Annotated in this window: 25 protein-coding genes and 2 pseudogenes; 8 read left to right on the top strand and 19 right to left on the bottom strand. The window is 61.5% G+C overall.

Annotated elements, in window-relative coordinates:
* Positions 1–88: 88 nt before the first annotated feature.
* The 3 genes from GKR99_02485 to GKR99_02495 form a co-directional block, all read right to left on the bottom strand.
* Positions 89–1,168 carry a fasciclin domain-containing protein gene (locus GKR99_02485; protein ID NKB26475.1) on the bottom strand — a complete coding sequence of 360 codons (1,080 nt, stop codon included), beginning with the start codon at positions 1,166–1,168 and terminating at the stop codon, positions 89–91.
* Between the two features lie 428 nt (positions 1,169–1,596).
* Positions 1,597–3,639 (bottom strand): DUF4445 domain-containing protein, encoded by a 2,043-nt coding sequence (locus GKR99_02490; protein NKB26476.1) that lies wholly within the window; start codon positions 3,637–3,639, stop codon positions 1,597–1,599.
* A gap of 90 nt (positions 3,640–3,729) precedes the next feature.
* Entirely contained in the window at positions 3,730–4,044 is a 315-nt protein-coding gene (locus tag GKR99_02495; protein ID NKB26477.1) for a hypothetical protein, read from the bottom strand.
* Positions 4,045–4,248: 204 nt separating this feature from the next.
* On the opposite strand from GKR99_02495, the gene GKR99_02500 reads away from it, so the two are divergent.
* Entirely contained in the window at positions 4,249–4,803 is a 555-nt protein-coding gene (locus GKR99_02500; GenBank protein NKB26478.1) for a hypothetical protein, read from the top strand.
* 51 nt (positions 4,804–4,854) lie between these two features.
* Here the strand turns inward: GKR99_02500 and GKR99_02505 are convergent, their stop codons facing one another.
* On the bottom strand, positions 4,855–5,397 hold the full coding sequence (locus tag GKR99_02505) for a MarR family transcriptional regulator (protein NKB26479.1): 543 nt from the start codon (positions 5,395–5,397) through the stop codon (positions 4,855–4,857).
* A 91-nt stretch (positions 5,398–5,488) separates the two neighbouring features.
* On the opposite strand from GKR99_02505, the pseudogene GKR99_02510 reads away from it, so the two are divergent.
* Positions 5,489–6,235, top strand: a pseudogene (locus GKR99_02510) (hypothetical protein).
* A 59-nt stretch (positions 6,236–6,294) separates the two neighbouring features.
* Here GKR99_02510 and GKR99_02515 read toward each other — a convergent pair.
* From GKR99_02515 to GKR99_02525, 3 genes are read right to left on the bottom strand one after another with little or no spacing between them, the layout of a single operon-like run.
* Positions 6,295–7,281 carry a methyltetrahydrofolate cobalamin methyltransferase gene (locus GKR99_02515; protein NKB26480.1) on the bottom strand — a complete coding sequence of 329 codons (987 nt, stop codon included), beginning with the start codon at positions 7,279–7,281 and terminating at the stop codon, positions 6,295–6,297.
* 13 nt (positions 7,282–7,294) lie between these two features.
* A complete protein-coding gene (locus GKR99_02520; GenBank protein ID NKB26481.1) occupies positions 7,295–8,218 on the bottom strand; it encodes a methylenetetrahydrofolate reductase in 924 nt (307 codons plus the stop codon).
* On the bottom strand, positions 8,218–8,514 hold the full coding sequence (locus GKR99_02525; GenBank protein NKB26482.1) for a hypothetical protein: 297 nt from the start codon (positions 8,512–8,514) through the stop codon (positions 8,218–8,220). The genes GKR99_02520 and GKR99_02525 overlap by 1 nt, the downstream gene beginning before the upstream one ends.
* 284 nt (positions 8,515–8,798) lie before the next feature.
* On the opposite strand from GKR99_02525, the gene GKR99_02530 reads away from it, so the two are divergent.
* Positions 8,799–9,923 (top strand): Ppx/GppA family phosphatase, encoded by a 1,125-nt coding sequence (locus tag GKR99_02530; GenBank protein NKB26483.1) that lies wholly within the window; start codon positions 8,799–8,801, stop codon positions 9,921–9,923.
* 104 nt (positions 9,924–10,027) lie between these two features.
* On the top strand, positions 10,028–10,729 hold the full coding sequence (locus tag GKR99_02535) for a 23S rRNA methyltransferase (GenBank protein ID NKB26484.1): 702 nt from the start codon (positions 10,028–10,030) through the stop codon (positions 10,727–10,729).
* A 111-nt stretch (positions 10,730–10,840) separates the two neighbouring features.
* Here GKR99_02535 and GKR99_02540 read toward each other — a convergent pair whose 3' ends face one another.
* The 4 genes from GKR99_02540 to GKR99_02555 form a co-directional block, all read right to left on the bottom strand.
* A complete protein-coding gene (locus GKR99_02540) occupies positions 10,841–12,199 on the bottom strand; it encodes a TRAP transporter large permease subunit (GenBank protein NKB26485.1) in 1,359 nt (452 codons plus the stop codon).
* A 5-nt stretch (positions 12,200–12,204) separates the two neighbouring features.
* Positions 12,205–12,606 (bottom strand): TRAP transporter small permease subunit, encoded by a 402-nt coding sequence (locus GKR99_02545; protein NKB26486.1) that lies wholly within the window; start codon positions 12,604–12,606, stop codon positions 12,205–12,207.
* Between the two features lie 105 nt (positions 12,607–12,711).
* Positions 12,712–13,752 carry a C4-dicarboxylate ABC transporter substrate-binding protein gene (locus GKR99_02550; protein ID NKB26487.1) on the bottom strand — a complete coding sequence of 347 codons (1,041 nt, stop codon included), beginning with the start codon at positions 13,750–13,752 and terminating at the stop codon, positions 12,712–12,714.
* A gap of 170 nt (positions 13,753–13,922) precedes the next feature.
* The gene (locus GKR99_02555) at positions 13,923–14,411 is read right to left on the bottom strand and encodes a c-type cytochrome (GenBank protein ID NKB26488.1); all 489 of its coding nucleotides are present in this window, start codon (positions 14,409–14,411) and stop codon (positions 13,923–13,925) included.
* A 297-nt stretch (positions 14,412–14,708) separates the two neighbouring features.
* On the opposite strand from GKR99_02555, the gene GKR99_02560 reads away from it, so the two are divergent.
* From GKR99_02560 to GKR99_02570, 3 genes and pseudogenes are all read left to right on the top strand, one after another.
* The gene (locus GKR99_02560; protein ID NKB26489.1) at positions 14,709–15,572 is read left to right on the top strand and encodes a tetratricopeptide repeat protein; all 864 of its coding nucleotides are present in this window, start codon (positions 14,709–14,711) and stop codon (positions 15,570–15,572) included.
* A gap of 121 nt (positions 15,573–15,693) precedes the next feature.
* Positions 15,694–15,876: a hypothetical protein gene (locus GKR99_02565; protein NKB26490.1), complete on the top strand. Its 183-nt coding sequence runs from the start codon at positions 15,694–15,696 to the stop codon at positions 15,874–15,876.
* A gap of 72 nt (positions 15,877–15,948) precedes the next feature.
* A pseudogene (locus tag GKR99_02570) lies at positions 15,949–16,763 on the top strand (methyltransferase domain-containing protein).
* A gap of 38 nt (positions 16,764–16,801) precedes the next feature.
* On the opposite strand, the gene GKR99_02575 reads toward GKR99_02570, so the two are convergent.
* From GKR99_02575 to GKR99_02610, 8 genes are all read right to left on the bottom strand, one after another.
* Positions 16,802–17,938, bottom strand: coding sequence for a hypothetical protein (locus GKR99_02575; protein ID NKB26491.1), 1,137 nt, complete (start codon positions 17,936–17,938; stop codon positions 16,802–16,804).
* Complete coding sequence (locus tag GKR99_02580) at positions 17,922–18,317, bottom strand: BlaI/MecI/CopY family transcriptional regulator (GenBank protein ID NKB26492.1); 396 nt, start codon at positions 18,315–18,317, stop codon at positions 17,922–17,924. Before GKR99_02580 ends, GKR99_02575 begins: the two co-directional genes overlap by 17 nt.
* A gap of 91 nt (positions 18,318–18,408) precedes the next feature.
* Positions 18,409–18,687 carry a hypothetical protein gene (locus GKR99_02585; GenBank protein NKB26493.1) on the bottom strand — a complete coding sequence of 93 codons (279 nt, stop codon included), beginning with the start codon at positions 18,685–18,687 and terminating at the stop codon, positions 18,409–18,411.
* 1 nt (position 18,688) lies between these two features.
* Entirely contained in the window at positions 18,689–19,486 is a 798-nt protein-coding gene (locus GKR99_02590) for an ABC transporter permease subunit (protein NKB26494.1), read from the bottom strand.
* A gap of 249 nt (positions 19,487–19,735) precedes the next feature.
* Positions 19,736–20,596, bottom strand: a complete 861-nt coding sequence (locus tag GKR99_02595; GenBank protein ID NKB26495.1) for an ABC transporter permease subunit — start codon at positions 20,594–20,596, stop codon at positions 19,736–19,738.
* An 11-nt stretch (positions 20,597–20,607) separates the two neighbouring features.
* Entirely contained in the window at positions 20,608–21,669 is a 1,062-nt protein-coding gene (locus GKR99_02600; protein NKB26496.1) for an ATP-binding cassette domain-containing protein, read from the bottom strand.
* A gap of 12 nt (positions 21,670–21,681) precedes the next feature.
* Complete coding sequence (locus GKR99_02605; GenBank protein ID NKB26497.1) at positions 21,682–22,746, bottom strand: ATP-binding cassette domain-containing protein; 1,065 nt, start codon at positions 22,744–22,746, stop codon at positions 21,682–21,684.
* Positions 22,747–22,892: 146 nt separating this feature from the next.
* Positions 22,893–24,626: an extracellular solute-binding protein gene (locus GKR99_02610; protein NKB26498.1), complete on the bottom strand. Its 1,734-nt coding sequence runs from the start codon at positions 24,624–24,626 to the stop codon at positions 22,893–22,895.
* 311 nt (positions 24,627–24,937) lie between these two features.
* Here GKR99_02610 and GKR99_02615 point away from each other — a divergent pair, with 311 nt between their 5' ends.
* On the top strand, positions 24,938–26,245 hold the full coding sequence (locus tag GKR99_02615) for an FAD-dependent oxidoreductase (GenBank protein NKB26499.1): 1,308 nt from the start codon (positions 24,938–24,940) through the stop codon (positions 26,243–26,245).
* The last annotated feature ends 110 nt before the right edge of the window (positions 26,246–26,355 follow it).

A 26,355-nucleotide genomic window follows, 5' to 3' on the forward strand; every position in this document is an offset into this window, starting at 1 on the left:
AGTTAGGGCAGCCGCCGCGCATCGTCAAGGCCATTGGCAAAGGCCGCCCCGTAAGGGACGGCCCGTAATTGTCAGATAACATTCAGCTTTAGCGGGGGAGAAGGACACCTTCGACGACATGGATCACGCCATTGGACTGCATGACATTGGCGGTTGTCACCTCATAGGCGTTTCCGGTCTCATCAAAGATGAACACGCGGCCCCCGTGGGTTACCTTGGCCGACAGGGCGTCGCCCGATACGGCATTGAAGTGATAAAACCCATCGTGTGACCGGCGCGCGGCCTTGGTCAGATCTTCGGTAGTTACCGCACCAGCAACCACATGCGCGGTCAAAACCTTTTGCAGCATCGCCTTGTTTTCGGGCTTCAGCAGGGTCTCTACCGTGCCCTCGGGCAGTGCGGCGAAGGCGTCGTCCGTCGGTGCGAAAACGGTGAACGGGCCAGGGCCTTTCAGTGTTTCGACCAGGTCAGCGGCCTGAACGGCTGCCACCAGCGTGGTGTGGATGGGTGAATTCACGGCGTTGTCGATGATATCCTTGGAGGCCAGCATCTCGGCGCCGCCAACCATCGGATTTTCCATCTCCATGGAGCTTTCCATGGCGTCGTCCTTCATCGCATCGTCAGCACCCGGCAGCAGCACCGCGTTGATTACGTGGATCACACCGTTGCTTTGCTTGACATCGGCAACGGTTACCGTGGCCACACCGCCGTTTTCATCAGTGATCGTCACATTGTCACCATCCAGCGCAGCGGTCAGCACGCAGCCGCCCAAAGTCTCGACCGAGGCACTTCCACCGCCCGAGGCGATCATGTCCGCCACGGCCGAGGCCATGACAGCGCCGCCAACAACGTGGCAGGTCAGAATTTTGGTCAATGTGTCCTTGTTTTCAGGCTTCACCAGCGTTTCGACCGTGCCCGCGGGCAGGGCGGCAAAGGCATCATCGGTGGGGGCAAACACAGTGAACGGGCCATCGCCCATCAGCGTGTCAACCAGACCTGCGGCCTGCACAGCGGCCACCAGCGTCGTGTGGATCGGGGAATTCAAGGCGTTTTCGATGATGTTCTTGTCGGTGAACATCTCTGCGCCACCAACTTCGGGGTTGGCGTGGCCTGCGGCGAATGCGGTTCCTGCGGTGGCCAGGGCCAGGGCGCTTGCGGTCAATGTCATACGGATGGTTGTAAGCACGGGGGGTATCCTCACTGTTTGCACATCTCAACGCCCGGTCATGAGCGTCGTTGTGCTAAAAGATACGGGGCCGTGTCGGGATTGGTTTCAAAAGAGGTCATGACGAAACCGTGAGGATGGTTTGAGGGGCGGCGATATGAGGGGGCCGTCGGTTGAGGGGATTGGTCGAGATTTGCCATTCGCGTGGCGTACCCCGTGCACGGAATCAAGGCGCAGCCGCCGTGCACTCGCCAGCCCGTCCGGGCGGGTTGGCGACCCTGCGGGCGCGCGTTTCCTTCAGATTTGACGGGATTGCTGAACCATCCAACTGCCCCACACAAACGTCGCATCGCCAACCCACGGGCTGCCAAGCGCACGGCTACCGATGCAGAGGCCCAACATACGATTCAGGGCATTTTCTAGATTCCAGCCTACCGCCTGCGCCGCCGCCGCCCGCCGCCATCACCACCCGAACCGGTATTGAATGACACATCCGGCAGCGTCACCGCGGCGCTGAGGTTGGGGAAACTTGCCGTCGCATGCGGGATCGCATTTGCAGCGACGAAATGTTCCTGAAAGCGCGGCGCAAGCGCGGTTTCGATCTTGGTGATCTGGCGCACCCGTGCCTCGATCCCAGCACGCGCGTCGATGTCGGCCAACGCAATCCGCGCCCCGGTCCCGGCGGCGTTCCCTGCCGAGGTGACTTGCTTCAGCGGGCAATCGGGGATCATCCCCAGAACCATCGCGTGCTTGGGTGAGATATGGGCCCCGAAAGCCCCGGCAAGGATCACCCGGTCAACGGTTTCGACACCAATCTCGTCCATCAACAGCCGCGCCCCGGCATAAAGCGCTGATTTTGCCAGTTGTATCGCACGGATATCGCCCTGGGTAACGGTGATCAGCGGCCCGCCGGTCGCAGTCGCATCATGCAGCACATAGCTGTGGGTGCGCCCATCCGGGATCATCCGATCACTGCCCGTGGCCTCGGCTGAACCGATCAGCCCGGACGGATCGACCAGCCCGGCCATTCGCATTTCGGCCACCGCCTCGATGATGCCGGAACCGCAGATGCCGGTGATGCCGCTGTCTTTGGTGGCTTCGGCAAATCCTGGATCGTCGGACCAAAGGTCACTGCCGATAACCCAGACGCGGGCGATCTTGGTGATCGGATCAATCTCGACCCGCTCAATGGCCCCAGGGGCGGCGCGCTGGCCGTGGGCGATCTGCGCGCCCTCAAACGCCGGACCCGTGGGCGACGAACAGGCCAGCACGCCATGTTCGCGATTGCCCAGCAACAACTCGGCGTTGGTCCCCACATCGACGATCAGCGTCAGCGGTTCCGCCAGATGCGGCGCTTCGGACAGGGCAACGGCGGCGGCATCCGCGCCAACATGCCCGGCGATGCAGGGCAGGGCATAGGCGCGCGCGGCTGGGTTGATCGTGGTCAGCCCGATGTCGGCGGCAGGCTGTTCCATCGCGTCCGAGGTTGCCAGCGCAAACGGCGCTTGCCCCAGTTCCACCGGATCAATCCCCATCAGAATATGGTGCATCACAGGGTTGCAAACCACCGTGGCCTCAACAATCTGGCGCGCGTCGATATCCGCTTCACCGGCAATCTCGGCCGCCAGCTGCCCCAGCGCCGCACGCACCGCCGCCGTCATTTCCGCCGCTCCGCCGGGGTTCATCATCGAATAACTGACGCGACTCATCAGATCCTCGCCAAAGCGGATCTGCGGGTTCATCATTCCGGTCGAGGCCAGGATGCGCGCGTCCGACAGATCCGCCAGATTGGCGGCGATGGTGGTCGAGCCGAGGTCGATGGCCAGCCCGAACAGCGGGCCTTCGAAGAAACCGGGCCAGACGTCCAGCACCCGGTGCGGGCCGCCGGTATGGTCGCGGAACAGCGCCACGGTGACCTTCCAGTCGCCCTTGCGCAGCGCCGGTTGCAGGCGGGTCAGGACGGGCAGGTCGATGATGATCTCTTCAACCTCCCACGCGTCACGCAGGGCGTCGCCCAGGCGTTCCAGATCGCCGGTCGGGGCGTGCATGTCGGGTTCTGCAACCTCGACATAGCGCAGGCGCGTGGCGGGGTTCATGGTGATGTCGCGCGCCGTGGCACGCTTGCGCACCACTTGCCGGTGCACCTGACTCTCGGGTGGCACGTCGATCACAACGTCGCCCTGCACGGTCGCCTGACAGCCAAGGCGGCGCCCCGCTGTCAGCCCGCGCACCCGGTCATAACGCTCCTCGACCTTGTTGATCGGCGACAGGGCGTCCGCTGCCACCGTCAGCCCGTGCTTGGGAAATTCCCCCACACCGGGGCTGACCTGGCACTTGGAACAGATGCCGTTGCCGCCGCAGACCGAATCCAGATCGACGCCCAACTGGCGCGCCGCCGTCAGAACCGGCGTTCCGACAGGCACGTGTCCCCGCTTGCCCGAAGGCGTGAAAATCACCAATGCGTCGTTCGCCATCTGCCTGCCTGTCAACTGCTTCGGGCGCACCATAGCGTGGGATCGGGCAGCGGAAAGCCACCGCGCGGCATGGCGCGGCAAACCAGCGACCTATTGGCTGTGCGAGGCCCATTCGCAGCGGTCGAACGAGGCATAGCGGATCAGGCTGTCCGACCCGTTTTCAGCCACCAGACGAGAGCATCCTTCGGTCTCTTCCGCGTGTTCGAAAACGCTGACCACCCCGGTGCCATCACCCGGCGCGCAGAGTGTCCCCCCGGCAGGCAAGGTTTGGGTGACCCGCGCGCCACCATGCACTTCCGCAGCAAAAAACGCCGGGCTTTCCGTCGCATTGGTCACGCAGACCTCGGCTATCGCCGGGCCAGCGCCCAGACAGATCGCCCAGGTCAAAATCGTCGGCATACGCATCGCACTCTCCACATCGTTTCGCGCAAAGACTGGCGTTGTGATCGTGCCCATGTCCACACCAACCTGGCCCGATCACGGCGTTTCGACAGGAACGTGATGGCGTTGTTATTGGGGTGTGACCGCACCTGTTCGCCACCCCGGTTAAAGTCGTCACGGACACCGAAATGAGTCGGTGTCCCATCAATAAGACTATGGAGATACGGGATGCGAATTCAAAAAACTGCGGCAGCGGCGTGTGTGGCGCTTGGCCTGGGAACGGCGGCCTCGGCGCAGGAAATGGCCCCCTTCGGGACGGATCATGATGTTGCCTATGCGGCATTGCTCTGGGAGGTGATGGAGGCCAGCAAACTGGTCGGCGACGGGGCGATCATGTCGTTCCCTTATGAGGGCGTAGAACCCCACGGCATGATGCTGGAAACCTTCTATACTTCGGCCACTGTCGACGGGCACGAAGGCGCGTTGATCGTCAAGCGCAACTATGGCCCCGAAGGCGTCAGCATTGACGAGGTTTTGGGCGATCCGTCCAAGCATCTGGGCGCGCTGACGGTCATGTTCCAGCGTGAGGCCGGGTATGATGACGAAACGAACAAATGGTTCTGGGTGAAATACCTGCCGGATGGATCGCTCGACAAGAACCCGAAGGGCATGCAGCTTGCCGGTCTGGTCGGCAAAGGGGCCGAGGCTGGGTGCATCGCTTGCCACCAGAATGCGGACAATTACGTCTTCACGACTGAAGCCAACGTCGGAATGATGAAGTAACCTTACGCGCGCGGGCCTTGGCCCGCGTGCCATTGCGCCGCGCGGCCGGCGTCAAGCAGGCTGTTGTTCGTGGCAAAGCTGTTCCGTTTCTTGCGGCGCTAGCGCCACGTTCAACAGCGCGCAATGCCCGCCCTCGGGCCGCGCCGCGAAGTGCCGGCAGGTCCGGCAAATGCCAAATGGCTTGGCGTTGTTGAGCCTGGTCGCCCCGCGCAATACTGCGCCAAGATCATCGGCCAAAACCGACTGCGCGTCGCCCGTCATCTGCCCCAACGCAGTTTGCAAAACCGACTGGCCGCCCAGAACCTTTTGCCCGTCTTCGGTCACGCGGTAGCTGATCGAGCGTTTGTCCCCGGTGCGTGGCGCTTCGCGAAGATATCCCTTGCGCGCCAGTGCCTTCAGCGTCTGTGACGCGGTGCCGCGCGTTGTTCCCAGAAAATCCGCAACATGCGACGGCGCGCGCGAATACTGGTTCGCGCTTGCCAGATATTCCAGCGCCGTGCGCTGGGCCGGGTTCAGATCACCCCCCCAAGTTTCCGCCGCATCCAGCCGGGCCAGCCGGTTGATCAGGGCGCGTATTTGCTGTGTCGGTTCCATACTCGATATGTAGCGAGTCGATATTACTATTGCAACTATAGCGACTCGCTACTAATAAGAGACGCACATTGTGATCGAAAGGAACAGACCAATGGCACATCCACTTCTTCCCGCACTGGCGCTTTCACTGCTGGCCTCGACCGCTTTTGCGGGTTCTCATTCAGCCCACATGTAAGACGGGGCCATCAGGTCGGACGCAAACGATGGCGTTGCGGCCTTCGATATCCTGGCAGCCCACGCCCACCGGACCGGCAATCAGGTGACCTTCCATATGACCACGAACGGGGTTGCGGGGGCCGAAACGCCCGAACCGGCAGGCGCTGTCGGCGGCGCGCCGGTGCTGTCCTATGTCTGGCCAACCTCGCTGGACCCAAGCTCGGTCGGGTTCGAGGCGGGCACCGGCATTCTGGCATTGGCGGCAACCAGCCACCCGGATTTTGACGACACCCCGCTGGTGGATGAAAATCAGGACGGCGATCCGGCCAATGACGGGTTGATCTGGCACAGCCACTGGGTCGTTCTGACCCCGACCGAGGCTTGCGGCGCGGGCGCATTGGCCGTGCGCGATATCCCCGAAGGCGAAACCCCGCGCCTGCCTGCGACCTGGCCGGGGTTCCCGATTTTTCTGGACAGCCCCTGATTCTCACCCCTGTTCGACGGGCCGGAGATTACCGTCACGGCAGGGTTCGCCAGTGACGTGGAGTTGTCCGGCGTGAATTATTATGGTGTTACGGCGGCCCTGCGGGTCAACGCCAACATCCACGCGCCGCTATTATGCGTCACGGATGTGTTCGATGTCGCCTCGGGCGACCTCAGCCTGCCGGGTGTCCTGCACTGAAACGAAAAAGGGCGCAGCGACCCGGATCGCTGCGCCCCGAAGAAGGTGGAGCGGGTGCTTTATGCGACCGAGCGTCGCCCACCCCGCCGACGGCCCGTACGTGCCGTCGATTGCGCCGCCATACTAGCCGCCGGAAAGCTTTCGCCCGCGTGCACCTGATCGAGAATCCGGCTGAACGCGATCCAGCGGCTGCCGTTGGGGTCATGATCCAGCAGCATGTTGGCGGCGTTGATCGCCTCCATCTCGACCGAGCGGACGGGGTTCATAATCGCGCTGGTCATCCCCGCCGTCATCGCCATCGGCAGGAAGGCGGCGTTGATCCCATGGCGCTGGGGCAGGCCAAAGCTAATGTTCGACGCACCGCAAGTGGTGTTGACGCCCAGTTCTTCGCGCAAACGCCGGACCAGTGCGAACACCTGCTTGCCCGCCGTCGCCATCGCGCCAATCGGCATGACCAGCGGGTCAACCACAATGTCATGGGCGGGAATGCCGAAATCGGCGGCACGTTCGACGATCTTCTTGGCCACCGCGAACCGCACATCCGGATCCTCGGAAATACCGGTGTCGTCATTGGAAATCGCCACCACCGGCACGTCGTATTTCTTGACCAGTGGCAGCACGACCTCCAGCCGTTCCTCTTCCCCCGTGACCGAATTCAGTAGCGGGCGACCCGTCGTCGCCTCCAACCCCGCCTGAAGTGCGCCGGGGACCGAACTGTCGATGCAAAGCGGCACATCGACCAGCGCCTGCACGCGGGTAATCAGCTCTTTCATCAGCGGCGGTTCGACAAAGTTGTTGTCGGCATAGCGCTTGTCTTCGGCCATCTTGTTGATGAAAACCGCGCCCGAGTTGATGTCCAGCACCATAGCCCCGCAGGCGACCTGTTCCAGCGCGTCACGTTCCACGGTCGTGAAATCCCCGGCCTCAAGCTCGGCCGCCAGTTTCTTGCGCCCCGTGGGGTTGATGCGTTCGCCAATCACGCAGAACGGTTCGTCAAAGCCGATGGCGATGGACTTGGTCGCGGATGAAATGATGGTGCGGGTCATGGGGGAAAGTCCTTCAGGATTGGGCAGCGGGAACGCCAGCGGCCCCGCCATTGTCGGTGACCCAGGTGGCCGAGGTCTTGATACCACCAAGCGGGAAGATGTGTGTTTTCGTGACGTTAAAGTCGGGATTGGCCGCCTTGTGCGCCGCCAGATCGGCGACGATCTGCGTCGGCTCATACGGCAGCAGCAGCTTGGTAACATCCATCGCGCGCTTTTGCAGCACCTTCAGTGACGGGCCGACCCCGCAGGCGATGGCGAATTTGATCATCGTTTGCAGCTTGGCAGGGCCCGCTATGCCGATGTGTACGGGCAGGGTGATCCCGCGCGCCACCAGGCTGTCGGCCCAGTCGATGATCGGCGCAGCCTCGAACGCGAACTGCGTGGCAATGGCCATCTGCGCGTCGGTCTGTTCCGAAAACCCCTGCTTCCACACAAGCGCCGCATCGACGTTCGCCGTGGTGCCGTCGCTGTCGATATCGCGGTTGCCTTCCGGGTGCCCGGCAACATGCAGATGCGTGAACCCGGCCTTGTCGAACAACCCGGTGTCGAGCAGCTGCATCGAGCTATCGAAGTCGCCCACCTGCGTGGTCACCCCGCCCGCCAGCAACAGCGCCTGCTTCACGTCCGCCTCACCCTGATAACGCGCGATCCAGTCGGCCAATGTCGCCTTATCGGCGATAATCCGGGCCGGGAAATGCGGCATCACCGGAAACCCTTCGCCGTTCAGCCGCTTGGCGGTGGCGACCATGTCGTCAATCGACGTCCCCTCGATATGGGCGATATAGACGCGGGTGCCTTGCGGCAAATGGTTGCGAAAATCCTCAACCTTGGCGGCGGTGCGCGGCATCACCTCGATCGAATACCCGTCGAGGAACGCTTCCATCACCGCCGTTCCGGTGGCGGGTGCGGCGGATTTCCTGAAATTCAGCAATGCCATCAGGCCCGGCCTCCGTTGTCGATCAAAGAGATCAGGCGATCCCGATCATACTCCGCATCCAGGCGCCCGGCCTCGGATTCCGCAATATCTGCCGGGTCGCCGTCGATGCTCACCGGATCGGCCTTGCGCCACTCGGCCAGGTAGGCGTCAGTTTCCGCCGCACCGGTTTTCATTGCAGCGCGGTCAATGGCTTGTTCAAACCGCTCGGGCAGGGGGCGCTTTTCGGCGCGCCGGCCCTTGCCGACAATGACCTGCGCCGGAATATCGCGCCAGTAGACGATGGTGACATCAGGCATGGAATGATTCCCCGTTGGGCGCTGGTTTCATTTTCGCTTCTATGCCTCTGCCGGGCGCGACTGGGGTCGTTTTTCGACATGGTGCAGTCCAAGCGCGACCTGCCATGTAGTATCCGATTCAACATCGCACAGCCACCGGGGCGGGCGTGAAAGATTTTCATTCAGGTTATGAATGGCTTGAGGGTGCCAACCGCGCGATCATGTCACAACTGTAACAGAACAAATCTTGCACGATGATTTCGCCCGCCCTAGGGTGAAACCAACAAGACATATCGGAGGGCGTCATGCCGCCCAAGCGTCCCTTTGGTGCGGACGCGTTCCCGAAACCGGTCGAAACGCCCGCGCCAGCGTCGCCTGATCCGTCCGAGCTTTATGCCGCATTGGATCTGGGGACGAATTCATGCCGGATGTTGGTTGCCCAGCCAAAGGGCAGCCAGTTTCACGTTGTCGACAGCTTTTCCAAATCCGTGCAGCTTGGCCGCGGGCTGGAAGCCTCAGGTCGCCTGTCGCGTGCTTCGATGGGGCGCACGGTGCAGGCGTTGCGGATTTGCAAGAAGAAGCTGAACAAGCACAACGTCAAACGCATGCGGCTGGTCGCGACGGAGGCGTGTCGCCGCGCCAGGAACGGCGCCACCTTCATGGAGCTGATCCGCCGCGAAACCGGCCTGGCGATGGAGATCATCAAGCCCGAGGAGGAGGCGCGCCTGGCCGTCGTATCCTGCGCGCCGCTTGTCTCGACCAGGACCGAACAATTGCTGGTGGTGGATATCGGGGGTGGCTCGACCGAGCTGGTGTGGATCGACCTGACGCGCGTACCCGCACTGGAACGCCCGCGCGCAATCATGCGCCTGCGCCAGGGTTTCGCGCCGACCGCTGATCCCAACAGCGCACCGTTCCCGGCCGCGCGCGTGGTTGACTGGATCTCGGTCCCGCTGGGCGTTGCGACCCTGCGCGAACAATTCAACGACGTCGAAGACGATTCCGCCAGATTCGCCCTGATGAGCTGGTTTTTCGAGGAAAACCTGTCCAACTTCGCCCCCTACGCCGATGAACAGACCCGCGAAGGTTTCCAGATTGTCGGAACCTCCGGCACTGTGACCACCGTGGCCGCCAGCCACCTTGGCCTGCGCCGGTATGATCGCAACAAGGTCGACGGGCTGCGCATGACGTCTGATCAGATCAACAAAGTGATCGAGGATTATCTGCATCTCGGCCCCGAAGGGCGGCGCAATGACCCCCGGATCGGGCGCGACCGGCACACGCTGATCATGTCCGGCGCGGCCATCTTGCAGGCGTTGTTGCGGCTGTGGCCGACAGACCGGCTGACGGTCGCAGACCGGGGCCTGCGCGAAGGGCTGCTCTATTCGCAGATGTCGGCAGATGGCGTTTTGGAAGACGGCCCGTTCTGACGACCGCCAAAAGGCAAAACCCGAAAAAGAAGCAACGCCGTGCGTCTTGCAGTCTGCCCTGATAAGCGTATCTGAAACGACGACACAGACCCGGGGGGTCATACATGGCCAAGAAAACCAGCGGACGCGGCGAACGTGACCTGCGCGTACGGGTCAAGACCGCGCGCGGGCGCAAGCTCAGCTCGACCCTGTGGCTGGAACGCCAGTTGAATGACCCATTCGTGCGCAAGGCACACGCCGAAGGGTATCGCGGCCGCGCGGCCTACAAGATCATCGGACTGGACGACAAATACCGCTTCCTTGTCCCCGGCGCGCGCGTGGTCGACCTTGGCGCGGCTCCGGGCGGCTGGTGTCAGGTGGCGGTGAAACGGATCAATGCGCTGGGTGACAGATCCGGCAAGGCACAGGGTCGCATCATCGGCGTGGACCTGCAAGAGATGGAGCCGATCGCCGGCGCCGAACTGCACCTCCTCGATTTCCTTGAAGACGGAGCCGACGACAAGGTGCGCGACTGGCTGGGCGGGGCGGCGGATGTGGTGATGTCGGACATGGCCGCGTCAGCGTCGGGTCACAAACAGACCGACCACAACCGGATCATGGCGCTGTGCGAGGCTGCCGCCTATTTCGCCTTCGACGTGCTGGAACCGGGCGGCACCTTCGTGGCCAAAGTGCTGGCGGGCGGGGCCGAAGGCGAATTGCAGAAAGTCCTCAAACAAAACTTCACCAAAGTCGCCCACGTGAAGCCTGAGGCGAGCCGCTCAGACAGCTCCGAAAAATTCGTCGTGGCAACCGGCTTCCGGGGCTGACCCCAACACCATCATTGACCCAAAAATATCCTGGGGGGAATTGCCCGAAGGGCAAGGGGGGCAACGCCCCCAATCCCCGCGACGCGCAAGGCGCGGCGCAATGCCTTCGGATCACCCACTCAAAAACCGCGGCAACCATAGCGTGATGACCGGGAACGCCAGCAGGATTGCAACCCGGATCAACTCGGCCCCGAAAAACGGCATCACGCCCTTGAAGGTTTCCGACATAGGCGTGTCTTTGGCCAGTGCCGAGATCACGAAGACATTCATCCCCACTGGCGGCGTGATCAGCCCCAGTTCCACCACGATCAGCGCCAGGATCCCGAACCAGATCTTAAGCTCCTCGGTCGACATGCCAAAGCCCGCGCCCTCGGCCCCCTGATAGAGGCCGCCGTTGATCTCCAACAGCACCGGCCAGAAGAACGGGATCGCCAGCAGGATCATCGACAGCGAATCCATCAGGCAGCCCAGTACAATCAGCGACACCAGCAGCAGCACCAGAATTGTCATCGGGGCCAGGCCGGAATTCCCCATCCACTCGGCCGCCGCCTGCGGCACCCCGGCGCGCGACATGAAGATCTTCAGCATCTCGGCGCCCAGGATGATCAGATAGATCATGCCCGCCGTCTTGGCCGTTTCCAGCAGCGCGCCGGAAATATTGCCCCACCCCATCCGGCCCCGAAAAGCCCCGAACAGCCAGACCAGCGCCACGCCGATCGCCGCCGCCGGCGTCGGGTTGAAGAAACCGCCATAGATGCCGCCGATCACCAGTAGGAAGATCAGCGCGACGGGCACGACACCCAGCGAGGCGGCGATGAATTCGGCCCGGTCAGGTATTTCGCCACGCGGACCAGCCTCGGGGCGGAACCAGACATAAACGGCGATTGTCAGCAGGAACAACGCCACCGCCATCAGGCCGGGAATGAAGGCGGCCATGAACATTGTGACGATATTCGCCTCGACAATGATCGCATAGATGATCAGCACGACCGACGGCGGGATAAGGATGCCAAGCACCCCACCGGCGGCCAGTGTCCCCGTCGCCAACGCACCGGAATAATTGTAGCGCTTAAGCTCGGGCAGGGCGACCTTGCCCATGGTCGAGGCTGTGGCCAGTGACGACCCGCAGACCGCCCCGAAGGTCGCACAACCCGCAATCGCCGCCATCGCTGTGCCGCCGCGCATCCGCCCGAACCACGCATTCGCCGCCCGAAACAGATCGCGCGAAAACCCGGCCCGCGTCGCCAGCGCGCCCATCAGCACGAACATCGGCACGACACTCAGATCGTAGTTGCTGAACTGCCCGTAGGCGAGCGTCTTCAGCTGCGACATGAAGATCGCCGGCCCGTTCAGCAGCGTAACCCCGATGCCACCCACCAGGATCATCGACAGGCCAATCGGCATGCGAATAGCGATCAGCGCCACCAGAACCCCAAGCCCGGCGAACCCGGTCAGCAGCGCGTCTTGCATCAGGCTCAGGCCTTTTTCAGGGTGCCGAATTCCTCGGCCAGCGTGATCAGAGAGGCCAGCGCCAGCAGCGCCAGCGAGAACAGGATCGGAATGAACGCGATCCAGGTCGGAAACTGCAGGATCGTCGTCTCATAATTGTAAGCCTTCTGATCCAGCATCCCGAAATACATCCACCAGCACAGCAGCAACGCAAACCCCATCGCGACGACCGAGGCGAGCAACCCGAACAGGCCAATCGCAAAAGGCGGGGCGCGCTGGGTGAAGATATCTGCCGAGACATTGGCCCGGTGCAACTGGCAATGGGGCAGGAAGGAAAACACCGCGATCACAACGCCAACTTCGGTCATTTCATAGTCGCCCGGAAACGGCTTCCAGACCACGCCGCCTATGACCGAGATCACTTGCATCACGACAACGGCCAGCAGGATCACCCCACCGGCCAGCGCCCAGATGTCGATCAGGCGCCGGGCGGGGCCAAAAGGCCCCACCCTGTTTCGCGCTGTTGCGTCCACTTACATCGCGCCGTGCTGCGCAATCAGCGCCTGCGCCTTTTCGACCAGCGCAGCGCCGTCGATACCGTTTGCGGAAACCTCTTCGATCCAGCGGTCGACAACCGGGGCCAGCGCATCGCGAAAGGCAGCGGTTTCTTCCTCGCTCAGCGTGATGTGGGTGTTGCCGGATTCGACCGCCATTTCAATCCCGTGATCATCGGTTGCACGCCAGACGTCGCCAACCTTGGCCACCCAATCCCGGTCCGACGCATCGCGGAACGTCTGCTGTATTTCCGGCGGCAAGCCATCCCAGCGCGCCTTGTTCATCGAGACCTGGAACGATGTCGTGCCCAGACGCTCTTTCTCCGCGCCCTCAATCTGGAATTCGGTCTGTTCCTGGATTTTCAGCGGGGCGATGATCTCCCAAGGGATCAGCGCGCCGTCGATCACACCTTTGGCCAGCGCCTGCGGCAGGTCGGGCACCGGCATCGCCACGGGCGAGGCTCCGAGCGCCTCGATCACCCAGGCGCCGGTGCGTGTCGGGATGCGCAGTTTCTTGCCTTCGAAATCCGCCGGGCTGCGCACTTCTGCGTCGCGCATGTGGATCGCCTGACCGCCGTGGACGTGCAGGAACATGACCTCAACGCCCTGATAATCGTCCTTCAGGTCACTTTCGAACATATCGTACATCGCCAGGTTGGCGGCGCGCGGGTCGTTCCTGAACACGTTTGGAAGTTCGAAAACCTCGGTGCGTGGGAACAGGCCCGGCGTGTACCCGTTCACGGTCCAGACCAGATCGACCACGCCGTCGCGCGCCTGCTGGATCAACTCGGGCGGACGCCCGCCCAACGACATTGACGGGAAAATCTCGATCTTTACCGCGCCGCCCGAATTTTCCTCAACCGCTTTCGCCCAGGGCGCCAGCATCTGGCTGTGCGACGGGGCCTTTTCGCTCAGGAAATGGTGCAGCTTGAAGGTATAGTCCTGCGCCTGCGCAATCCCGGCGCTGGCGATCGCCAGGACCGAGGCTGTGACGGCGGCTTTCAAAGCGTTGATTTTCATAGTGGTCTCCCTGGAAGTGCGCGCGATTCTGCGCGGCTGAGCGGCAGCATAACGCCAACTGTGATCGGATGACCATGGTATGCGGCGCGCGCAGCGCCTTGCGCGGCGCGAAACCTGGCACCTGAATTTCTCAGAACGACAGAAAAATTCAGGTGCTGGTGAGCGACCGCTTAGTTGCTGGTCGCTTCAGCGTCGATTTCAACATCGGGATCAAGGCTGACAAGAAACGCCCAGACATCGGCCGCGGCCTGTTCTTTGGGTTCTTTGAAGGTCATCTTGCCGCGCGCCTTTGGGTCATCAAGATAGGCCCGCAGGAACTTGGTCGGATCGGCAACATAGGGCAGGAAATCCGCCTCGGTCCATTTCAGACCGGCCTCGCCAGCGGCGATCATTGATTTGGAGTATTTGTACCCTTCGACCGATCCGGCCATCCGGCCCGCGACCTGAAACAGGTTCGGCCCCGCCTTGGCACGCTTGCCGGCCAGAACCTCACCCTCGGCGTTGGCGACGATATGGCAGGCCACGCATTTGCGGAACGCTTTCTCGCCCGCTTCAGCATCGCCGGTGGGGGCTGCGATCATGCGCGGTTCTGAATGAGATTCCGCCAGCGCGGGCACACTGGTCAGGGCAACTAGGCATATGGCGATCAGACGTTTCATCGGTCCCTCCGGGGCTGCAAGTTTGGGCCGATTGTGTTGAAAAACTCCGAAATCAGAGCGTCGCGGATTTCTTGCGAAAACCTATGAAGCGAAATAGTCGGAAAGCTTTGACCACGAGACAGCGCATGGCTGCGCGTGAGCGCATGTAGGCGATTTGGGCCGACCCCCGCGCCAAAAATTTAGGATCGGGCTGCATGGAAAGAAAAATCATCGTTCAGGCCCTAAAACGGAGTTTTTCAACACAATCAGCTGATCCGAACCGAAAGCGGCTTTTCCTGCTGGGCGCAACGCTTCGAAGTGCCATCAGGCGAAGATACCGGCAAGGCACTGCTGACAGCGATTCTGCCGCGTCTGGAAACCGCGATTGTGCAAACCATGGTCGCCGACAACAGCCAATCCGAAGGTCCCGAAAGCACGAGTGCTCAGTTGATCCGGGCGATGGGTGTGCTGTCTTTGAAAGGCTGGAATCGCGCGGCTTTTGCCGAGGCTGAGCAGGTTCTGCGTGACCTGCTGCAGCGTGATCCCGACCAGCCGATTGTGCGCGCCTATCTGGCGTTGATCCTGGGCATCGGCAGTCGGATCGGCATTTTCGCCGCAAGCGCGACCCTGGTTGCGGAAACCATCGCCGAGGCTGAGCGCGCGCTTGATCTGGCCGGGGCGGACTCGACTGTCCTTGGCATCGCTGCCTGCGCCCTGGCCGATGTCGGCCATCCCGAGCGTGCGATTCCGCTTTTGCGAAAGGCGATCGGGCTGAACCCGAACAACGCGCAGGCCTGGGTGGCGCTGGGGGCGGCGCTGCTTCTGACGACCGATCTGGATGGCGCTGTCGAAGCCCTGGAACATGGCATCGAAATCAGCGCGATGAACGCAGAGATTGCAATCTGGTGGTCGTTCTTGGCGGTGGCCGAATTGATGCGTGGCAATGCCGACAAGGCGCATGCGCACGGGCTGACCGGATGCCAGGCAGATGACCGCAATCATATCCCAAGGTTGGTTCTTGCCGCGGCCTGTCAGGCGCGCGGCGACCGAACAGGGGCCGAACGCGCCCTGCGCGATGCGCTGCGCATCACACCTGACGTGACCGATCGCGAAGTGCTGCTGCTGACCGGCCGGGATCTTGGCGCGGCGCTGCTGGATCATATGGCCGTCCTGCGCGCCTGATCGCGCATCCCCCCGATTTCCCCGAGAATTCCCCAAACCGTCTTCAAGCCTGCGCCCCTGCGCCGGTCTAAACCCGTTTCATCGCCAATCACGGCGCCCTCAAACGAAACGGAGACACCTAATGACACGCTTTCTGAAATCCCTTGCCCGGGCCACCAGGCGCAAGCCTGTGCGCAGCCTGCACTCGGCTGATCCGCGCCATAACGCCCGCGACAACATGCGCCTTTCCGGCAGCGGAGAGGTGATGGCCGGGATTATCCATCTGCCGAACATCCTGCCGCGCGACGGAAATATCTCCGGCTGAATGGCCCGCAAAATCTCAAAGAAACTCTCAATCAATCCCATCAGCAAATCCAATCAAGGAAAGACCAATCCCATGAACATGCAAATCCAAACCCCCGACTTCGCCGCCGTCAAGACCAAGCAACAGGCCGCATGGGCCTCGGGCGACTACGCCGTCGTCGGCACCACAATTCAGATCGTCGGTGAGACGCTGTGCGAGGCGATCAATCTGCGCGCCGGAACCACCGTGCTGGACGTCGCTGCCGGAAACGGAAACGCCACGTTGGCTGCCGCGCGCCGCTACTGCGACGTGACCTCGACCGACTATGTGCAATCACTGCTGGACCGGGGCCAGTTGCGCGCCGCTGCCGAAGGGCTGCCGGTTCGGTTCCAAACGGCCGACGCCGAGGCGCTGCCGTTCGCTGACAACAAATTCGACGTTGTTCTGTCAACTTTCGGCGTGATGTTCACGCCCGATCAATTCACTGCGGCGTCCGAGCTTGCGCGCGTGGTGCGAAAAGGCGGCACAATTGCTCTGGCAAACTGGACCGCAGGCAGTTTCATCGGTCAGGTCTTCAAAACACTGGGCAAGCACATCCCCCCGCACCGGGCATGCGGTCCCCGGCAATGTGGGGCGACGCCGATGCATTGGCCGAGATGTTTGGCGACAAAGTTACCTCGATCGACGTGACGTTGAAGACGTTCACTTTCCGCTATGCCTCGTTCGATCACTTCATCGACGTGTTCCGCACCTACTATGGCCCGCTGCACAAAGCGTTCATCGCATTGGGCGACAAGGGGCAGGCGCTGGAAGATGACCTGCGCGCGTTGGCAGCCCAGTTCAACACGGACGGACCAGACGGCTTTGTTGTGCCGTCTGAATACGCCGAAGTGGTGATCTGCAAGTGATGGGTCCGGCGCAGCGGGGAAACCCTCTGCGCCGATCCTCAGGGCCTGCGCTGCCCAAACGTATTGATGACTTCCAACCGCTCAAGATTGACGATTGTGGACAGCATCAGGCGATCATGGCTCCAATCGCCGGTTTTCTGGATCGACACCGCAACAGTCGAAATCAGCAACACCAGCGCGATCATCAGACCAGTGTTAACCGCGCGCGAATATCGCCCGCGCCCGCCATCCAGCATCGCAGTGAAACGTTGGCGCAGGAATGGCGCAGTCGCTGGCGAATGCCCATCCGTTGCCACCAGCGCCACCCTGGGCACCGCGCCCCAACCGCCCGCACGGCGCGCAAGACTGTCGCGGCAAACCCGCAGCAGGCATTCGCAATAATCGGCGACATCAAAGCGCCGGGTGGCCAGAACGCGCTGGTCACAGGCCAGTTCGCGCAGGTGTTCGACACGGCGCTTCCATAGGAAAAACACCGGGTTCCAGAAAAACAGAGGGCGCAGAAATTCCAGCGCGATCTCCCACTCCAGATCAGAGTGCCGCAGGTGCTGAAATTCATGCGCCAGCGCCATCTTCAGGTCAGCGCTGTCGGCCAGCATGGCTGAGGGGATCACGACATACCGCCGCCGCCAGCCACGGGTCGAAAACGGCACCGAAACGCGGTCCGACAGCCGCAACTCGACAACGCCAAACCGCCGCCACAGATGGCTGTCGCGGATGATACTGCGCAGGGTGCGGATGTTCAGCGCCAGTTTTGCGGCGAACCAGACAAACCCGGCAATTAGCGCCGATGCGATGACCATACCGGTTACCGACGACATCGACAGGATTTGCGCACTAAGGGTCGCGCGCAGATCCATGACCGATTCAAACTCGGTCGGTTTCATGGCGAATCCGCCGTTCAGATATTGCGCCACAACGAAATCCGACACCGAAAGCGAGACACCGGGCGGAAGCGCACCCGCGCTGAGCATTGCGCCATAGGCAACGACCACGACAGGTGTGAACAGGATCGCAAGGAAAACGCCGTTCAGAAGTGACAGGCGCGCGGTATGTGCCCCGCCGAACCCGGCACGGTCCAGCCCGAAGGTGACGGTAAGCCAGCCAAAATAGGCCACGATCAACAGGATATTGGCATTGATATAGGCGTCGAATACAGCGCTAGTCTCGATCATCATTCAACCTCCGATCCAGCAACGCTCGAATTTCCTCGATTGCCTCTTCGGACAATTCATCGTCGTCGACCAGTCGCGCAACCAGCGAGGCCGGCGTGTCATCAAACAGTTTCGCCGACAGGTTCTTGAGCGAGCGTGTCTGATAGGTATCCTTGGTTAAACTGGGCCGGTAAATGAAGGTTTTGCCGTCCCGCGTACTCGTCACGAACTCCTTATTCTCAAGTATCCGCATGATCGTCGCAGCCGAAGTATAGGCCAGATTGCGCGTCGGCGCGAGGGCGCCCAGAATATCGCGCACAGAGCCCTGTTCCAGCGACCAAAGCGCGGTCATGAATTCCAGTTCGACCTCGGTCAGGAAGTCGGTTTTCTTTTTTTGCCGCATCCGGTCCCCGGTTTCGGTCATGTCCCCGGCCTTACCCTTAAGGAATCCATCGGATTCGGCAAATGCTCAATTTCGGTGACGCAAGATTAAGTCACACTTTCCAGAAGCAGAACACGGCCCAGGCGATGGCCAGCCCCAGCGGTCCCCACAGCGGCAGTCCGACCAGCCCAAGCCACGCGAGGAAGATATAGACCGACCCCAGAAGCGTGATGAACAACCGGTCGCCGCGCGTCGTCGTCAGCCCCAGTATCCCACGCCGTTCCGCCCCGCCGGGGCGTTTGATTTCCAGCACGGTCAGCACGCCCATGGCGCTGAAAATGCCGATGAAAACGAATGCGGTCGGCCAAGTCCAGGCCATCCATGTCAGCATATCAAACCCTCCCCAGGGCAAAGCCCTTGGCGATGTAGTTCCGCACGAAATAGATCACGATGGCACCGGGAATGATCGTCAGCGTCCCGGCGGCGGCCAACAGGCCCAATTCATATCCTGCGCTTGAGGCCGTCTTGGTCATCGTCGCCGCAATCGGTTTCGCCTCGACCGCCGTCAGGGTTTTGGCCAGTAGCAATTCGACCCAAGAGAACATGAAGCAGAAGAATGCCGCAACGCCCACGCCCGCCTTGATCGCAGGCAGGAAGATCGTGACGAAGAAGTGCGGGAAGGAATAGCCGTCGACATAGGCCGTCTCGTCCAGTTCCTTTGGAACGCCGCCCATGAATCCTTCCAGAATCCATACCGCCAGCGGGATGTTGAACAGGCAGTGGGCGAGGGCGACCGCCAGATGCGTGTCGAACAATCCGACCGCCGAGTAAAGCTGGAAAAACGGCAGCGCGAACACCGCCGCCGGGGCCATCCGGTTGGTCAGCAGCCAGAAGAACAGATGCTTGTCGCCCAGAAACGAAAACCGCGAAAACGCATAGGCCGCCGGCAGCGCCACACAGACCGAGATCACCGTGTTCAGCGACACGTAGAGGATCGAGTTGATATAGCCCCAATACCAGGTCGGATCGGTGAAGATCACCCGGTAGTTGTCGAACGTCCAGGTCTGCGGGAACAGGGAAAACCCGCCGATGATTTCTCCGGTTGTCTTGAAGCTCATCGCGACCAGCCAATAGATCGGCAGCATCAGGAACAGGATATAGAGGATCGGGATCAGGTTGCGTTTTTTCATGATGCGACCGCCAGTATTACCACGTTGGTTTCGCTGTCTGAACGCATCGCCTTCCGCCCAGAATCAAGCCTGAAAGGCGCCGGGCGAGCGCCTGTCTGCCCGACGGGCAGGCGCTTTGGATAAGTCACCAAACCTTCCAATTGTGGGATGTGCTTGGCCATCATTAAGTGCCCCGAACCAAGGTTGCGGCGCCTCCCCTCAGACAGACGCTCGCCCGGCTTGTGCTTTGATTTTTGTCCCATCCCGCCCTCAATTCTCGTCTTTGGTCATGATGGTGTAGAACAGCCAGCTGACCAGAAGGGTGATTGCGAAGTAAATCAGGCTCATCGCGGCCGCCGGGCCAAGGTCAAACTGACCCAGTGCGATCTTGACCAGATCAATCGACAACAGCGTCGTTGAATTGCCCGGACCACCACCGGTCAGCACGAAGGGTTCGGTATAGATGTTGAAACTGTCCATGAACCGCAGCAGCACCGCGATGGTCAGCACCCGCTTCATCTTGGGCAGTTGGATATAGCGGAACACCGACCAGTTCGACGCCCCGTCAATCTTCGCGGCCTGATAATAGGCGTCGGGGATCGACACCAACCCGGCATAGCTGAGCAGCACCACCAGCGAGGTCCAGTGCCACACATCCATCGTGATGATCGTCACCCAGGCGGCGAACGGATCCTGCGTCATGTCATAGTTGATGCCCAGGGTGTGGTTCAGGAAATAGCCCAGCAAACCGATGTCGGGCAGGGTGAAGATGTTCCACATCGCCCCGACAACGTTCCACGGGATCAGCATCGGCAGGGCCATCGTCACCAGACAGACCGGCACCCAGAAACCCTTCTTCGGCATCGACAGTGCGATGATGACACCCAAAGGCACCTCGATCAGCAGGATCAGCCCGGTGAACATGAACTGGCGCCCAAGCGCGGCGTGGAACCGCTCGGACCGCATCAACTGGATGAACCAGTCGAGACCCTGCCAGAAGAACACGTTGTTGCCGAAGGTCTCCTGCACCGAATAATTGACGACCGTCATCATCGGGATCAGCGCGTTGAAGGCGACCAGGATGACAACTGGCAAAACGAACAGCCAGGCGCGTTGGTTGACAACTTTCATAATGCGGCCCCCTAAGTTGCCAGCCAGCCGTCGCGGTAAAGCCGTGTCTGTTCGGGCTTGAACGCCAGATGCACGGTGTCGCCCTGCGCGGGCGGGTCCGCCTCGACAATCGCGTTGACGCGGATGTCGCCCAGCATCGCCTCGACCACGTTATGGCGGCCAATGTCGGCGACTTTCCTGACTGTCGCGGGCAGTCCGCTGTCGCTGATCGCGACATACTCGGGCCGCACGCCAATCTCGGGCGTGCCGTCCCGGTCGCCGATCTTTCCTTCCAGCGCCACTTGCGCGCCGTTGAAAAACGCCGCCCCGTCGCGCACCTCGGCAGGCAGGACGTTCATACCCGGAGAGCCGATGAAGTGACCCACAAACGTATGCGCGGGCCGTTCGAACAATTCGACCGGCGTGCCGATCTGCACGATCAGCCCGTCCTGCATGACAACCACCTGATCGGCGAAGGTCAGCGCCTCGGTCTGGTCGTGGGTGACGTAGATCATCGTTGCCTTCACCCTTTGATGCAGCTCTTTCAGCTTGGAACGCAGCTTCCACTTCAAATGCGGGTCGATCACGGTCAGCGGTTCGTCAAACATCACCACGTTAACGTCATCACGCACCAGGCCCCGCCCCATCGAGATCTTCTGCTTGTTGTCGGGCGACAGGTTCGCCGCCCGCACTTTCAGCATGTCGGTCACTTCCAGCATCTCGGCAATCTCGCGCACGCTTTCGTCCACTTTGGCGGCGGGAATCCCGCGATTGCGCAGCGGGAAGGCGAGGTTGTCGTAAACGCTCATCGTGTCGTAGATCACCGGAAACTGGAACACCTGCGCGATGTTGCGCTGATCCGGCGGCAGATGCGTGACGTCCTTGTCATCGAACAGCACCCGGCCTTCGGACGGTTCCAAAAGGCCGGAAATGATGTTCAGCAAGGTCGATTTCCCGCAGCCCGACGGCCCCAGCAGGGCATAGGCCCCGCCATCGTCCCAGTCGAGGTCGATCATCTTCAGCGCGAATTCATCCTCGGTGATGGCTTCGGGATCATAGCTGTGGCGCAGCTGGGACAGAGTAATTTTTGCCATTCCGCGCGCCCCTCAGGCCACAATCTGGCCGTCAGGTGCAAAGAAATAGCACTTGGACGGGTCCATGAAAAACTTATGATCTTCGCCGATCTTATAGGGATGCACGCCGGGGGCCAGTGACACCCAGCTGTCCTCGCCAAAGGTGAAATGCGCGCTGCTTTCCGAGCCCGAAAGCTCGGTAATTTGCACGGTGCCTTTCACCGGAACATTGTGATCGCCGTGCTTGACCGGCGTGACGTGATTAGGCCGGATTGCGACCGTATAGATGCCGTCGGCCAATCCGGCCGCTTCGCCCGCCAGCGTCCATTCCACGCCCGCACCCAGCCGCGCCGTCGTTCCCTGTTTGGTCATCGCTGCCACATTGATCGGCGGGTCCGAGAAGACCTGCGCCGAGGTCAGATCCTGCGGTTCGCGGTAGATCTGCGCCGTCGCGCCGAATTGCGTCACCCGCCCGTCGTTCATCAGCGCGGTCTTGCCGCCCAGCAACAACGCTTCTTCGGGTTCCGAGGTCGCATAGACGACCACTGCGCCACGCCCGGCGAACAGCTCGGGCAGTTGTTCGCGCAATTCCTCTCGCAGTTTGTAATCGAGGTTCGCCAGCGGCTCATCCAGGAACACCGCCCGGCTTTCCTTGGCGATGGCGCGCGCCAGCGCGGTGCGCTGCTGCTGCCCGCCCGACAGCTCGTGCGGGCGGCGTTTCAGCATCGGGCCCAGTTGCAGGATATCGGCGGCTTCCTGCACGCGCCCTTCGATTTCCGACTTCGCCATGCCTGCGACCCGAAGGGGGGAGGCGATGTTGTCGAAGACGTTCATATGCGGATAGTTGACGAAAAACTGGTGGACCAGGCTGATGTTGCGCTTCTGTGTGCTCAGCTTGCTGACATCATTGCCGTCCATGAAGATCTGACCAGAGGCAAGCGGATCCAGCCCCGCCATCAGCTTGATCAGCGACGTCTTGCCCGACCCGGTTTGGCCCAACAGGACGTTGAAATGCCCGGTGTCCAGCAGCAGCGACGTCGGTTTTATATGCGTGATCCCCCGCACAACCTTGCTGGCATTTTTAAGTTCTACCGTCATGCGTGATCCCGTAGGCCGGGTTTCCCCCCGGCTGCATTGGTGATGCCGGGCTGAAGCCCGGCCTGCGATTGCCGACCCCGATTTTAACCGGGATCGGCGGTTGTCTGGTCGCGGTTCTGGGACCGCGACCAACAGGGAGGGTGTGCTTACTGGTTCCAGCGTGCGACGAGGTCGTCATAGTTGACGGTCTCGCCCTGCGGCTTTTCGTTGTCCAGCGGCGGCTTGGCACCACCGTTGGCAAACCAGTATTCGGCGTCACGCTCTTCATTCAGGCGCGGACCGCAACCACCATAGACATTGGCGGCCTCGTCAGCGGCCTGCATCCGGGCCATGGTGATATCCATCTCCTCGGCCAGACGATCCATCGCCTGCTGAGGGGTGAACGCGCCTGAGTTCACGTCACCGATCTGCTGCCACCAGATTTGCGCCAGCTTGGGATAGTCCGGCACGTTGATGCCGGTTGGCGACCATGCGACGCGGTCAGGCGAGCGGTAGAACTCGACCAGACCACCCAGCTTGGGCGCACGTTCGGTGAAGCTTTCGTGGTTCACGGTCGAGTCGCGCATGAAGGTCAGACCCACGTGGGACTTCTTCACGTCGACCGTCTTGGAGGTCACGAACTGCGCATAAAGCCATGCGGCCTGCGCACGGTCCGACGGCGTGGACTTGAGGAACGTCCAGCTTCCCACGTCCTGATAGCCAACCTTCTGGCCTTCTTCCCAATAAGGGCCATGCGGGCTGGGTGCCATCCGCCACAGCGGATTGCCATCGGCGTCCACCGTGTTGTTGCCTTCCGACTGCGGCTTCACCATGTCGGCGGTGAACGCAGTGTACCAGAAGATCTGCTGGGCCACGTTGCCTTGTGCCAGTGCGGGTAGCGACTGGTAGAAGTCAAACGACGCCGCACCCGGAGGGGCGTAAGCGCGCAGCCATTCGTCCCACTTGCGGATCGCGTAAACTGCCGCCGGGCCGTTCGCTGCACCACCGCGCGAAACGCTCGCACCGACCGGGTTACAGGTTCCGGCTTCCATGCGGATGCCCCATTCGTCGATCGGGATGCCGTTCGGCTCACCCTTCGACCCGGCACCGGCCATCGACAGCCAGGCGTCGGTCATCCGCCAGCCCAGGTCAGGCGCGCGTTTGCCGTAATCCATGTGGCCATAGATCGTAGTGCCGTCGACCTCCTTCACGTCATTGCTGAAGAAGTCGGCAATGTCCTCGTAAGCCGACCAATTGACCGGAACGCCCAGGTCATAGCCGTATTTGGCCTTGAAGGCGGCCTGGTTGTCAGCATCGTCGAACCAGTCCTTGCGGAACCAGTAAAGGTTCGCGAACTGCTGGTCGGGCAGTTGGTACAGGTTGCCATCCGGCCCGGTGGTGAACTGAAGACCCATGAAGTCATCCAGGTCCAGTGTCGGCGATGTTGTCGCCGCCCAGTCACCGGCCATCTGCTCAGTCAGGTTATAGGCCAGTTGCAGGCGCGAGTGGGTGCCGATCAGATCCGAGTCATTGACGTAGCCGTCATAGAGGTTCCGCTGGGTCTGCATCTGTGTCTGCACAGCCTGCACAACCTCGCCTTCACCCAGGATCTGGTGGTTCACCTTGATCCCGGTGATATCCTCGAACGCCTTGGTCAGAACGTCGGATTCGTACCCATGCGTCGGAATACCTTCCGACAATACGTTGATTTCCATACCGGAATACGGTGCGGCGGCGTCAATGAACCACTGCAATTCCGACATTTGTTCGTCTTTGGTCAACGTCGAGGGCTGGAATTCCTCGTCGATCCATTTCTTCGCTGCTGCCGCATCGGCAAGCGCAGCGTTAGGCCCCGCGATTACGGCCGAAACCGCAACGGCGGAGAGCAGATACTTACGCATCTCGTCTCCTCCCATAGAGTTTGTTCGTGCCGGTGTTCACCGGTCCGTGATACTGGTGTCAGCGGTTTCGCGTTGTCAAACTAAATCTTTAGTAGACGCGAATGCGCGGGGGAATTTCGGCTACGATTGCATGCCCTGGATCGATATCACAGGCGCGCCAACCGCCTGACGGCGGACGTTGTAAACGCATGCGGTGCCTTGACAATAATCCGCTTCAAGGGTGGAGTTTCGGTCAGCCTCAGGCATCGTGCGCGCCCTGTCGGACGGTGTCAGAAAAAACCCAAACCCGGTGCCAATCAAAGGACGAATCCATGACCAACACCCCCGATGCGATCATCATCGGCACCGGCGTGATCGGCACGGCGGTCGCGTTTGAAATGGCCAAGGCGGGCTGGAAGACCCTGTCGCTGGACCGCAACAGCCAGATCGGCCACGGGTCGACCGCCGGGTCCTGCGCGATCATCCGCATGCATTATTCCACCTTCGACGGCACCGCCTTTGCCTGGGAAGGGTATCACTACTGGCGCGACTGGGCGGCATATCTGGGCCTGCCTGCGGACGCCGAATTGGCGCAGTTCAAGGAATGCGGCTGCCTGGTCATGAAAACCGAAGAAAATGACCAGCTTGCCAGACACCTCGAAAACAGCCGCGCCCTGAACATCCCGGTCGAGGAATGGGACGCCGACCAGATCACCGCGCGCCTGCCGATCTACAGCCTCGACAGTTTCAGCCCGGCGCGGCGGATGGACGACCCGGAATTCGGCAAGCCGAACGGAGGGCACCTGACCGGAGGGGTGTTCTGGAAAAACGCCGGTTACGTCACCGACCCGGCGCTGTCATCGCAAAACCTCGCCGATGCGGCCCGCCTGCATGGGGCGCAGTTTCGTATGGGGGTCGAGGTGGCCAAGATCCTGCAATCGGGCGGCAAGGTCACCGGCGTGGCGCTATCGGATGGCGAGGTGATCGAAGCCCCCGTCGTGATCAACGTCGCCGGTCCCGGATCGGCCCATATCAACGCGCTGGCGGGTGTGCTGGACGACATGACGATCAAGACCCGGCCCTTGCGGCAAGAGGTTACCCATGTCCCAGCGCCCGAAGGGTTCGACTTCGACGCGGAAGGCATGGTCGTGTCGGACAGCGATATCGCCTGTTACATCCGCCCCGAACACGGCAACAATATTCTTGTCGGCTCGGAAGATCCGCCCTGCGATCCGCACCAGTGGGCCGAGAACGACACCGACTATAACCGCGACTTTACCGATCAATGGACAACGCAGGCGATGCGCTATGGCCAGCGGGTGCCCTCGCTTGGCATCCCGTCCAAGGCGCGCGGGGTGGTGGACCTCTATGATGCCTCGACCGACTGGATTCCCATCTATGACAAGTCCGCGCTGGGCGGTTTCTATATGGCCTGCGGGTCCAGCGGGAACCAGTACAAGAACGCACCGATTGCGGGCAAGCTGATAGCTGCGCTGGTGGATTATGTCGAGGGCGGGACAGATCACGACATCACCCCGCTGCAATTCACCATGCCCTACACCGGGCACATAATCGATGCCGGGTTTTATTCGCGGCGGCGCGAAATCAACGAGGAATCAAGTTTTTCGGTCTTGGGATAAGGCCAATCTTGGAAATCCTACGAGGAGTGGTTTCAGGGCCGACGGTCAGAGCCTTGAGAATGGCGGAAACGATGGAGTGCGATCGGTGGCTGGAGGGGCCAGCCCCTCCA

It is taken from the genome of Paracoccaceae bacterium (assembly GCA_012103375.1).
GTDB lineage: Bacteria > Pseudomonadota > Alphaproteobacteria > Rhodobacterales > Rhodobacteraceae > WLWX01.